General features: G+C 35.5%; 14 protein-coding genes. 2 read left to right on the top strand and 12 right to left on the bottom strand.

The window, feature by feature from the left end:
* Positions 1-245, top strand: a 245-nt coding sequence (locus ACO5GE_RS06735) for a hypothetical protein (protein ID WP_484830154.1), incomplete at its 5' end; no start/stop codon positions are given.
* Between the two features lie 233 nt (positions 246-478).
* Complete coding sequence (locus ACO5GE_RS06730) at positions 479-1,627, top strand: hypothetical protein (RefSeq protein WP_484830153.1); 1,149 nt, start codon at positions 479-481, stop codon at positions 1,625-1,627.
* A gap of 330 nt (positions 1,628-1,957) precedes the next feature.
* On the opposite strand, the gene ACO5GE_RS06725 is transcribed toward ACO5GE_RS06730, so the two are convergent.
* From ACO5GE_RS06725 to ACO5GE_RS06670, 12 genes are all read right to left on the bottom strand, one after another.
* Positions 1,958-2,347, bottom strand: a complete 390-nt coding sequence (locus ACO5GE_RS06725) for a hypothetical protein (protein ID WP_484830152.1) — start codon at positions 2,345-2,347, stop codon at positions 1,958-1,960.
* A gap of 185 nt (positions 2,348-2,532) precedes the next feature.
* The gene (locus ACO5GE_RS06720) at positions 2,533-3,099 is read right to left on the bottom strand and encodes a hypothetical protein (RefSeq protein ID WP_484830151.1); all 567 of its coding nucleotides are present in this window, start codon (positions 3,097-3,099) and stop codon (positions 2,533-2,535) included.
* 31 nt (positions 3,100-3,130) lie between these two features.
* Positions 3,131-3,520, bottom strand: a complete 390-nt coding sequence (locus ACO5GE_RS06715; protein ID WP_484830150.1) for a bleomycin resistance protein — start codon at positions 3,518-3,520, stop codon at positions 3,131-3,133.
* Positions 3,521-4,003: 483 nt separating this feature from the next.
* Positions 4,004-4,597 carry a DUF6707 family protein gene (locus ACO5GE_RS06710; RefSeq protein ID WP_484830149.1) on the bottom strand — a complete coding sequence of 198 codons (594 nt, stop codon included), beginning with the start codon at positions 4,595-4,597 and terminating at the stop codon, positions 4,004-4,006.
* A 1-nt stretch (position 4,598) separates the two neighbouring features.
* Complete coding sequence (locus ACO5GE_RS06705) at positions 4,599-5,150, bottom strand: peroxidase (RefSeq protein WP_484830148.1); 552 nt, start codon at positions 5,148-5,150, stop codon at positions 4,599-4,601.
* Positions 5,151-5,178: 28 nt separating this feature from the next.
* Positions 5,179-5,649 (bottom strand): hypothetical protein, encoded by a 471-nt coding sequence (locus ACO5GE_RS06700; protein WP_484830147.1) that lies wholly within the window; start codon positions 5,647-5,649, stop codon positions 5,179-5,181.
* Positions 5,650-5,804: 155 nt separating this feature from the next.
* Positions 5,805-6,662, bottom strand: coding sequence for a hypothetical protein (locus ACO5GE_RS06695; protein ID WP_484830146.1), 858 nt, complete (start codon positions 6,660-6,662; stop codon positions 5,805-5,807).
* Positions 6,663-6,814: 152 nt separating this feature from the next.
* On the bottom strand, positions 6,815-7,714 hold the full coding sequence (locus ACO5GE_RS06690) for a putative ABC transporter permease (RefSeq protein ID WP_484830145.1): 900 nt from the start codon (positions 7,712-7,714) through the stop codon (positions 6,815-6,817).
* Between the two features lie 166 nt (positions 7,715-7,880).
* Entirely contained in the window at positions 7,881-8,291 is a 411-nt protein-coding gene (locus ACO5GE_RS06685) for a hypothetical protein (protein WP_484830144.1), read from the bottom strand.
* Positions 8,292-8,402: 111 nt separating this feature from the next.
* Positions 8,403-9,341 (bottom strand): glycoprotein, encoded by a 939-nt coding sequence (locus ACO5GE_RS06680; RefSeq protein WP_484830143.1) that lies wholly within the window; start codon positions 9,339-9,341, stop codon positions 8,403-8,405.
* A gap of 194 nt (positions 9,342-9,535) precedes the next feature.
* On the bottom strand, positions 9,536-12,616 hold the full coding sequence (locus ACO5GE_RS06675; protein ID WP_484830142.1) for a type III restriction-modification system endonuclease: 3,081 nt from the start codon (positions 12,614-12,616) through the stop codon (positions 9,536-9,538).
* Between the two features lie 12 nt (positions 12,617-12,628).
* A partial coding sequence (locus ACO5GE_RS06670; protein ID WP_484830141.1) for a hypothetical protein occupies positions 12,629-12,810 on the bottom strand: 182 nt, incomplete at its 5' end.

Below are 12,810 nucleotides of genomic sequence, written 5' to 3'. Positions count from 1 at the left end.
TGAAAAATCAGATTGCAAGAGGTTTGGAATCGGCTTTTATTAAAGGTGAAAAAACTAAGTCTTTTTTAACTTCTAAGGATAAAGGATTGATTGAGTTAGGCAAATATGATTATTCAATTAACGAAAGCACTATCAAAGGTGAAAGTAAATATGCCGATTCTAAGATGATGTATAATCGTCAAATATTCAATTATCGTACTTCCATCTTTACTCTATCCGATTGCTTGAATCAGATTCCGGTCTGACTCCTATATTTTTTTACTATGTTATCGCTTCTATGATATAATAATCTTAAATGATATAATAATTTTAATTTTTATATTACATAGTTGTTGTAATCATGTTCTGACCTTATTTAAAAAAGGGAGATTCACTTATGTTCTTAGTACAAAACAAACTGTTTCCATCAAGTGAAATATGATTATCTGAAATTTATCATGAAGGTAGAAAAAACTTAACATCTAGGAGGAAAAAATCAATGTCATTTCCAAAATTAACTATGATTTTTGCATTGGTAGGTATGATGTTTTTATTGGCCGGATGTGGCTATTCTCCGGAAGAAGATAGACAACGTATCGTCAATTGGATGGATAAAGCTTATGGAGAAAATAGCTATACGATAGAACAAAATCCAGAAAACAAACGTTATTTTATTATTTCACTTCACAAATATCCAAACCTTAAATTCAATGCCACAATCGCTCATGATGTAAAAACCAAGCAATCCTATTTATGGTCGGATGTCGATGAAGTATTTTGCGAATCTGCAATCCAACAGTTTACAAAATCGAATACGATTAGTCCGGACACTCTATCGTATGACAAGGATATTCACTATGTATATTCTACTGAGGCAAGCTCTCTTGAAGAGTTGAAAAGCTCTTATGATAAAATGATAAGTTTTATTACATTTGTATCTGAACACTATCCTATCATTGTGGATACAGGTGCATTCGATATGAGAATGAATGTTGGCGGTATCCGATTGAAAGGAAGAGATGACTCTGATAAATGGATTTATTTAGATATCTCTGAAGTGAAAGACAAAAAACTGAACATAAAACCTTATGAAGAAATTTATCATGAACTGAAGCCCATGTTGATGACCCATCCGGAAAATCCGAAAGGACTTCTGTTCCATGCTGATGTAGGTCGTTCGTTTCTTTTGGGGAGCGATACTTTTGATGATTGCCTGTATAAAAATCTTGTATTGGACAATTCTGAGAACAATACACCGGAAAAGTTGCGAAAAATCATATTACAACCGGGAGAACTAAGCGAACCCTATACATTTGAAAGTGAAAGCGACTATGAATTTACAACGGTAACCGTACAAGCCAAAAATTTGTCAAAATCTCCTGCATCCTTGCTTGATGCAACGATTGTCAAGGCAGAAATCCATCCGCAGACAGGAACCGGTATCCATATTTCCTCTACTTGGATTGAGCTTGAAGAAGATCCGCGAAGAGGAGAATGGGTAGATCCGTACAAAGTTTTGGGGATTTTACCACCGAAAACGGAACAGGAGAAAAAAGAGGGCGTGCCGTACAAAAATGCAAAAGTGCTTTTTACAATGTCTGAGTCTTATAACAGTGTTAAAGAAGTCACATTGACATTTCAAGAATAATCCTAACACATCATTGAGTTGTCATAAGTTTTCACTTACAAAAAATATCATGTTTTATCTTTCGTCGCTTACTGATTGAAACAAGATAGATTGAAACAAAATAAAATGGCATGTTATGAAATGATGAATCATAACTTAACCTTGTGGAGTGAAGCAAAGAATCGTACCTATTATTGCACAAATACAACCTGATTTTTTCATTAGGTTTTAACATTGAAATATTTTAAAAAACCTCTAAACTGACATAAGTTAATATGACTCAGTTTAGAGGTTTTTAAATTGTGAAAGATTTTATTCATAGGGTGAAAATATACGGTTATCCAAAGTCTGTCATTGTCTGATTAATCCTAATAAGTTTTTTTCAGCATACAGAAACACTTGATTCCAAAAATCCTCATAGTCGTTATAAAGTGCTAGTTTATCCATACATATTGCAATCGTTTCATCGGTCGAATTTGGACATAAAACCGATAATACCTCCGCCTCATCATCTAAGCCCATCACACGCAACACCTCTATCACATCATGATAGAACTTGCATTCCAGCCCCTCCATCTGAAGTTCGGTATCATAATCAACAATCGCAATGATATTTCGAATCCATTCAGGATAATCTTTCAAGTTGTTTTTTACTTCGGGATATTCATAAATAGATGCCATTGCCTGAACAAATTCTTCTCCGGAATGACAGTTTTTCAAAGCTTCATCAATAAATGTCATGGTTTCTCCTCTGCAACTTCCAATTGAAACTCTACCATTTCTTTCATTATCATATCGTTACATATCAAACAACATTCCAAACAATTCCTTTCATCAAATAGAACTCTGAACTGCTACAGAAAGAAATGTAACCGACACAATCCAAATATCAAAACTTTGGAAGAGATTACTTTTCCTATTATTTTTTAAGCGGATTCCAAGAAATGTTCTTCTTCCAACTCTCTGATTTCCTTCTTTTGTAGCAAAATCAATGCTATCATAATCAGAAAAACACCCACCAAAATAATCATCAGTCCGGCACCTCTCCCCTCTCCTTCACCAATCAACACAAGAATCGATTGTGCAACCATTCTCTCACTTTTCAAAAGAGGTTGTACGATAAAATCAACAATGACTTCGGCTGAAGCATATGCAGCTACATATCCCATCTGAGAAATCAGGCCAATCAATCCCCACGCTTTCCCTTGATGAATTGATGGAATACTGACTCTTACGAGATAATCGATTGCCACATTAGCAAACGGCAAGCTCAAAAAAAGGCAGAATCCGAAGAAACAGACAAGGAATTCATTTTCCCTGAACGCAAATGCCATCATAAAAAAACCGATTCCAATCAAAGCATATTGAAGGATATTTGTAAAATTTTTTTTGATACTCATCTTACCTAAAATCAATCCTCCAACCAACATTCCGTATGCAGAAATCGTTGTTGCAAATCCCACAAAAGATTCATCGCCAAATGAGAGAAGCATGTCCTATTTCATCATCCATCGATATCCGAAATCAATCCGTAAATCTTAAAAGATATCCGTCCGGATCTTGGACTAAAAATTCTTTTTGAACAATCTCTTCATCTCCATTACGATAATGGCTTACTGTCATCTCTCTAAATGGTTTGATGCCGAAATCCAACACTCTCTGATAGAGCTCTTCTACATGAGAAACTCTCATCTCAAAATTAATTCCTCTTCCATACGGATACTCAAGTTCTCCAACACTCCAATTCCCATTGTCTTGTTCAAACATCATTTGATTCTCTTCGAAAGAGATGAAAATAAAGTTATCTTCCTGTCGTTCATATTCTATTGTAAAGTGCAATACTTCAAGATAAAACGCTTTGGTTCTCTTGATATCGGCTACTGTCAGCTCCGGGATTAATGAATTAAATTTCATCCTCTACCTCTTCCCTTTCTATTTTTCATGCGAATCTCTCACAAAATAGCAAAAGTTTTTGCAAATACTTTACTTCAACTCCATTCCTTTCTTTTGAAAAGGTTTTGTCCTCTTTCCAACAACAAAATGGATGCAATCAACATAAGCGATTGTGAAGGAGCAACAATGTTTTGATTATTACTATCATAATAACCTGATATTTTGTTCTTACAAAAATCACTGCTTAAAATCTGTTTGTTTTTTGTTTATAATCGTGTAGCATATCTCTTTCAACATAGTATTAGCATTCATTTTATACGATATTTCCGTTATCTCATCAAAATTTCTTTCGACGAAAGAATCCTCCGGTACAACATCTGTGTCTTGTTTCTTCACATATTTTTGTTATTGTAGTTAGCACCATACCGATTCACTTCAGATGTTACTTTCTAAAATTCTATTCACCTTCTGTATGACGAGGATTCTGTTCTTTTTAACAACCTTCTATCCTCTCAAACAGTCCATATATTCCTGAATCTGTTGTTCTAACTGTTCTTTATTGTCCTCTAAAGCAGGATAAAAACCGGTTACTCCATACGAAATCATATTGTAAAGAGCAATGAACCGATAGGATGTTTCCGATTTTTTATCATTGTCAGAAATACTTCTTTCTATTTCTTTTTCTTTGCAGATTGCTGCATAAGTCTGTCTGCTTGCAATTTTTTGAAAAAACTTCCAAGCCTCTTCTTCTGTTTGTCCATCCCTTGTCGGAACGGAGTACACCTTCTTCATCGTTGCTACAATGTTATCCTTTTCCTCTACGTTATGATTCAACTCATCAATATATGCCTGTAATCCCCATATACATAGAATCCAAGTCCAAACATCATAATTTATCTTTTCAGGAATTTCAACATTCGTCAAATCATAAATCGTTCGAATCTCATCTGTAGCGCCACAAAGATACAACCGATACGCCAGTTCACACAACGCACTCATATCCTTGCTTTTCGTCAAGGAACAACTTTTTGCCAATTGTTTGCTAAGTTTTTCAATATTTTTTTCTGGATAGCCTAAAGATAATTTTTCAAAATTCATATTATTTCTCCCAATCAAAATCTTCGTCTACAAAATCATCTTCCCAAAAACCATCAATCACTCTTTCTCTATGACTTCCGTCTGCTTTTGTTTCAAGAAGTACCCATGTCATATCATCTTCGTCTGCACGTGGATTGCCATCTTCAAAGAAGTCATAAACGCTTGCCATCACACCTTTGGTATAAAGACGCAAAAACTTTTCTGCTTCCGCTTCGGAAAAAGTCTTTCTGAATTTTTCCAGCAACTCATCCCAATCGTCATCTTCCGCCAAATCCTCTGCATAAGATAAGTTATCTTCCGGATTTCTAACTATTCTATGCAACTCTTTCAATACTGTCATTCTTGCAAACTGCGGGATATCCTCTGCAATTTCACTGTATGCAGCAGCAATACTGTTTTTGAATCCCGCCTCTTCCATCTTAAGCATCAGTTCAAGAAGTGCTTTTTGTTCCTTTTCTTTCATTTTCGAAACTGCATCCAAATAATAATTCTTGTGGAATTCTTCTAATGTTCCCTCTTCAATCATCTGTTGTATTTGTTCTAATACGTTCATCCTTATCCTCCTCTTGTGATATTCCTCCTTATCTCTCCCTACTGCTTTTTGATTCCTTTTTATACCTTGCAGACACACAGCATAACATAGAAATCTGAGGAATATTCCATTCATTCTCCAAATAAATCGTACATGTGATAATATCGCCGTAAGAATTGCTTGCTAAAAATACATATCTTCCAATCTCTTGATTCCTATCGTTATATTCCAATGTTGATACATTCGTTTTTTCGTAAAAACTTTTAAATTCATTCCATATCACAGAAACTTCTTCCGACGTCAAAGAAACTTTTGCTCCGAAACTCATCCCTACTTTGCATCTCTTTTTTCTTCCGGTTTCATCTTCTGCACAAACTTTGGTAGTCCCTTTTTGAGAAGTCCAGTTCACGTTTGTTAAGTTGCTTACCTTTGTTTCTAATATTGTTTTGAACTCAGACATCTTCTCTGAATAATACTTGCAAGCAACTTCAAAAATTTCCAATTCTTTAGTATTGCTCATTGTTCCATTTCACCTTTCACTTCCATATAATTCTCTTCTCTCAAGCTGTCGTTTCTCTATCTTTTCTATCCAAAATTTCTATCTCAAAAAATAAACCGACGTACCCCTTCTATTTTTCGAATCATCTTTTCCTTCCTGTATCTACATTTGTTACATTACAAGTCTTTTCTGTACTTCTTTTGAAAATCATCCAAATACTTGATGTTCTTTCCATACACAAAAATTCGATAGGCAGTCCTTCCGTCTGAATCAAAGTTTGGAATGTCATTTCGTTTGAAAGAAATGAACATTTCCTGTAATTCTTTTTCGGCGTTTTCAATCTCTTTACTATCCCATGTCCATGCTGCAAGATGGGCATTATCTAAACGACATTCATAGATTTGGTCAAAGACATATTTGACAGCCTCTGCTTCCTCGTTAAATGTTTTTTCTATCTCTCTGTGTCCTCTTTCGGAATATCCATAGATGTAATTCTTTCCATCCCAATCTAAAAATAAACCTTCCGTTGCTCTATATTTTCCAATGGAAAAGGCATCCATACAGTAATACTCCCGTTCCATAAACTCCACCAACTCATCGATTGTCTTTGCTCTGTTTGAAATGCGATAAACCAAGATTCTGCTGATATAATTTCCTTTCTTTCTACTGATACAAGCAGTTGCGTCAGGCATTGGAGAAATACGCAACTCATCTTGATAATATGGATCCGTCAATGCCGGCATACTGTAATAGGCATTTTTCTTATTTTTTAAATCGATTACCCATCTGCCGCCGATATAGTTTCGAACGGTCTCCCCGAGATAGATGGTAAGACGGTCTAAAGTCCAACTGTCCGCTATCAACTCCTTTGCATTGGAATAATGATCTAAAATCCATCGTTCCAAATCATCTAAGGAATCCATTGTGTAGTCAAGAATCAAGTGATTCTCTTTGGCAAACTGAGTTGTAAATTGCTCCATTTTTTCCGGTATGTGAGATACCCATTCTTCAAAACTTTCTTGTGTATAACCCAACTTTACTCCTCCTTTATCGTCTATTCGCATTCATTTCAAACTTTGTTAATCTTAGCTTATTGACAACTTATTTTCCGTTTCCTTATTGAATAAATAAAGGATTTTTAACAGACCACTTCTCTGTATCAAAAAAATTTTCTATTTTCTATTTTCTATTTTTTTCTTTTTTCCTTCAACAACTTAAGAACTTCCGAATAGTCCCTGTGTTTAATAGAAGGGAATGCATTGAGCAAACGACCTTGTCCGATGATTGTATGACTTCTCATCTTTTCAGACAATTCATCAAACCTTTCCTGTAATGCAAGTCGTTTGGATTGCAGTTTTTCAAAGGACTCTTCCAACGAACTGTTCTCTGACAATTTTTCGCGCAACTCTGCCTTTCCAAGCTCTGCTTGAACTTTTGCCTCTTCCACTTTCTTTACTGCATTGATTGTTCTTTCGCCAACACGTTTACTCAAACGATCGCTGACAAATCGCATATCCTTCTGAATATCATCCAATTTTTGCAGATTTCGGTTCAATCCTCGTACCATCATAACAGTAACGACCATATCAGCAAAATATATCGCATAAAGTGCCAAAAGTACATACCATCCCAATTTTGATTCCGAATGAACAACTGAATTATTCTTCACATAAATATGCATAATACGAACAACAAAAAGAATACAGAAGCCCCAAATGATGGAGAATTCCAAACAGATATATCCTCTAAAATTAAACGGTCTATCCGAATAATCCCACCATCTTGCATGAAAACATCGATCCATAAACCATCCCCCGATTAACTCAAGCGAAGTAGAAAGTATCATTCCTGCAAAGAAAAGATACAAGTCATTGATCTCACTTCCTAACTGACTTACATATCCATTCAGACAAAAAACGGATACCACACCGAATCCATAAATCGGACAAACAGGACCGTTTAGAAATCCTCGGTTAATCACCTTTCCTTGTGTGACTGCATGGAATACAACCTCTACAATCCATCCTAAAAAGGAATACCAAAGAAAATACCAACAAATTTGATAATACGTCATCCCAAAAATCATTTACTGTTCCTCCTATGCTAATGTATATTTTCATACCTTTTTAACTTCCCGACTTTATACCTTGTGCGCACATATCAGGTCACGCAGAGTCAATTCCACTACAAACCATAATACATGATATCCATTTGATACTGACCTGACATAACAACTAACTGTTCCATCAACTCTACTCATGAATGGATAAAAACTCCAATGCCATATCTCTTACTTCCTTATGATAGCTTCCATTTTCTGAAATTTGCTTGAGCATGCTCAAATAATGCTCCGGATGTTCCGTTCCGTTGATGATACGATGTAACATCCAAACAGTATGGACAGTAGGCATTCTTTTTAAGGAAGAAATTAGTTTTTCCTCATATCCTTTTTTGTAAAATGTCTCAACAAAATGCACAATAGGCCCCGGACTTCCAAAAGAAGTAAGCGGATGTCTTTCCATCATTTGAAGTAACGGTTCTATTGACGAAAGCTCATTATAATCACTTTCAACAGTTTCCATACAGTCTGTCATAACTACTTCAAACTCATCACTTTCTATCTTGTTTTCCATTGTTTTGATGATTTCTTCCAATTCCATCATAACGACAATCCCTCCAAACTTTTACTTCCGATTGATATTACAAAAATTATCTCAAAATATTGAATCGCCTGTTATTATCCTATCCCTATCTCCATTCAAACGATACCTGTTCTATTCAGATAAGCTATTACTCTTTTCCCACCATTTTTGCAATTCCTTCTTTCCTTTCAAAGGCTTTGTAAAATGAGAAGATATGATGTCAGACACAAATTTGGTTCCTAACACATTCTCTATCTGCTTTACAATATTCTTCAGTTCCAATAAATCCTCACTGTTTTCGATATAAAATGACTGATTTGTTTCTTTCTTCAGCAATTTTATCTCTTCTTTCGAAGATACACAATAATCTTTGTGATGGTGATAGAGCAAAAATTCTTTGCTTGTCAACGATATATCAAAACAGCTTTTCATCCCCTTAGGAGCAAAAACAGCAACACTCAGTTTGCAAAACTTTTTTTTATCCATTTCGTCATCCAATTCGAATGCATACTGGATTCCTTCCATATTGGTAAGGTCAAAACGAAAATATCCCTCTCCTCCTGTTTTCTGGAACTCCATTTTGGAAGTGTCAAGTCCCACTCTTTTGATGAATTCGAAATAATCACTTTGCAGATACAAATTTTCAAAATACTGTTCTAATGTTTTCTTATTCGACAACACTTGCGCAGAGCCTATTTCATTGAAAATCATGAGTAAAATATGACAGAGATTCAGTTCATTTGCTATGACAAATTCCGTCAGCAAGTCCAAATACTCCATCGCTTTTTGCTCATTAGAATAGCTCAACACTACCAAGATATAATAGAACTCCTTATGCTCATAATGAGGACAAACCTTGTTCAATAACTCACACACAAAATTCACCAACTGTTTGTTCTCGGCAAATGGTTGCAATTTCTTAAAATGCTTCACCTCAAACTCTGAATAGGAATAGAGTTGCTTTTGAAATTTATTGAAAATAGCAACCATATCACTTGGCGGATTGGCATTTTTCAAAGCATCATACAACGTAAGACTGTTCTCACTATATTCAAAAAAAACTTTTTCCACAGTACGAATCTCCTTTCAAAACTGCTTTTGTCATATTTAGTAATAGTTGGTCATGATTTGGTAGTGATTGGTAATGTCCGAAAAAATTCGGCAATCATTCCAATTTATAAATCGAATGAATTGTTGATAGATAGAAGATTTGTTTTGGTAATGTTAAAACTAATTATCCAACAAGTATTTCCATGCGAAACACATCATTTCATTACCTTTTCAAGTAAAGACTTATAGCCATCCACAACGTCATAGACAACATTCCCGTTACTAATTGCCTTAAAATGCTCTCTCGCACATTGAATTTTGGATTCCTCAATAAGACGAAGCTGCATTGAATCCATAGAACCTTTCGTTTCCGCAATAAAATAGATATGTTTGATATTCCCTTCATAAAAAGCAATTGCCCAGTCAGGATTGTACTTTCCGACAGGAGTACTGATATAAAATCCGTCAGGTAGCTTAACATAAACGGCAACATCCTTGTTTGTATCTAATTCCATTGCAAAAGATCTCTCATTTGTTGAGTCATATACAAGATGATCATAGAGATGCTTGTTAGCTTTCATTGCATTTTTACCAAGTCTTCCCTTGATGGTAGGATCTGTAAACAGTCTTGTATCATATTTTTCATCCATTACATTATAGGTAATATGATTGATAATAGCCGTTGCTTTTTCATCATTGATAAGCGCCGCCACTTTGATAATAAACTCCTCCGGATTCATCTTAAATTGATTGAATACAGAAACATCTATTCCTTGAAGAATCTCAATAATTGCTTTTCTTGTAAGTCCGGTCTCGTCTACCAACTTCCCTATCAAATCATATTTGATATTATAATTTGCTGATATTGTATGATTATAATTTTCACTTTCTTCCTTAACAAAAGCTGATCCGCTCAGCAAGTCATCTTTCGACTGAATTTGCTCCATTGTACCCATTTCAACTTTAAAGTAGACCTTAGAGACACGAAGTTTCTTATTTAATGATGCAACTGCCTTCTCAACAAGTTCATCTGTATCAAAGTCAACCACATATACAGATTTAGAATTAATCTGATTCCATAATGCCTTAAATTCCGGCATAGCAAGTTTTTCCTCATCAACCAAAAGTTCCACATTATTTTTTCGTGCATCTTCCGGTTGCATAGTTCTACTATCATAAACAGAATCAATGATTTCAATTACAGATTGTGCAGAATCAGATACTTCATCTGCAAATTTGATATTACCGTTGGCCTTATCTTCATAATACTTATCTGTAAGTGCACCCTTCTTATCAATATATCCATTCACAATAAGATCAAAGTGAATTGCTCGTCCTGTATCCATATCAATGACCTGCTCATTACCCTTATCATCCCTAATCACTTTTCCGGTAAACAGTTCTGCAGTAACAGCCACCGGTCTATCTGCAACAGCCTCTGCAAGCTCACTCTGAAGACCTTTTGCAAAACTGTCATAACTTTCGCTGGCAATAACAGTCAGTACGTTGATGTTATGAACATCACCGCCAAGAACATTGGTATCCATACGTTCTCCGTCTTGATTCACACAAAGACGAAGTCCACGACCAACCTCCTGTCTTTTACGCACATCACTACTGCTCTGTTTCAATGTACAAATCTGAAATACATTAGGATTATCCCATCCTTCACGAAGTGCAGAATGCGAAAATATAAAACGCACCGGCGACTTCTTGGGATCTCTATCCAAAAGAAGCTCTTTGTTTTTCATAATAAGGTCGTAAGCATCAACATCGTTTGACATTTTTTCTTTTGAATTTTCCCGTTTTTCATTTGCCTTACTATCAATCATCTTACCTTTTTTATCAATAGAAAAATATCCTGCGTGTGTACTTTCAGCCGAAACAGATTCAAGATACTTCATGTACTCATCTTCGCCCATCTTAACTTGCAAATTGCCGACGATATCATTGTATTCTTCCTCAAACATATCCGCATACGTACCATTCATCGCTTGTCCATCTGTATCATATTGTTTATACTTGGCAACTTCATCAATAAAGAATAACGAAAGCACCTTAATCCCCTTATAAAAAAGCTCCCGTTCCCTCTGAATATGTGAAAGAATCGTCTCTCTGATTTGAATACGTCGAATCTGTTCTTCCGATACCTTACCGATAACATCTCCGGCATAAATCTTAATACCATTGAGAAACTCTACAGAATCATCACGCCCATCAATTTTGGATACCACAAAACCATGTTTGTATTCCTCCATTTGTCCGGAATTATCATACAGATTGTAACCCTCAGATACCGTCCTTGTAATTTTACGAATACCGCTTGCACCCTTATAATCGAATTGAATCGTAGCAGTGGGTGCAGATTTTGAAAGATTGATTCCCTCAAGATAAAGATAGCTTTCCGTTGCTGTACTACCGGATTCTGTAATACCTTTAACGGCAATCTTTTTCACAAGATGCTTATTGTACGCCTCCATTGCATCCAAACGATAAATCATATTGTAAATGCTGTCACTCTTATGTGTAGCTGAGTAACGAAGTGTCATCAAAGGATTAAACTGTTTCAAATTCTCCTTTGTCTTCTTACCTTCAACAGACTGTGGTTCATCAATAATCAAAATCGGATTCGTTTTGGCAATAATATCAATCGGACGTCGTGAACGAAAACTATCCAATTTCATATAAATACGTCTCGCATCCTTGCCAGTTGCATTAAAAGCCTGCGAGTTGATTATCATCACATTTATGGAACTATCCGATGCAAATCTATCAATCTCTGTAAGTTGAGTAGAGTTATAGATGAAGAAACGAACCTTCTTTCCGTACTCCTCTGCAAAGTGCTCTTGTGTAATTTGAAACGATTTATAAACTCCTTCACGAATCGCAACACTCGGTACAACTATAATAAACTTACTCCATCCATAATGTTTATTAAGCTCATACATCGTCTTAATATAAGTATACGTTTTACCGACACCTGTTTCCATTTCAATCGTAAGATTGTATTGTCCTTCCAAACTGTCGGAAGGTTGAATTTGATTATTTCGCTGAATCCTTTGTATATGCTCCAAAATAATACGTTCATTTAATTCCGGTACAATCTTTTGGTTACTCCAACCTGTGTCATTGTCGAAAATAGAATCTTCACCATATCCTGAAAGACCATACTTATCTTTCTGTATTCCTTTATCCATCATATAAGACGGTGTCAAATAAGGTTGTCCGACAAACACATCAACTACAGCCTTTGCAGCATCCGCTTGAAATTTCTGATGTCTAAATTGTAATTGCATATTATTTCCTCCCTAAATTACCTTTACTCTTGTATCCGGAGCAAGTAATTTAAATAATTCTCCTACATTGATTTTTGACGGGCTGTTTGCAAAACTGATATCTCTAAATACAGCTCGAAGTGGTTGTTTCTTTGCAATTTCTTCCATCACACTATCAGGGATATTTTCGTCAAAGCAGGCAATCAGGTCTCCAT

This window comes from Filifactor sp., from assembly GCF_057248345.1.
Note: the sequence above shows the minus strand (reverse complement) of the source record. Positions and strands in the feature narration are given on the sequence as shown.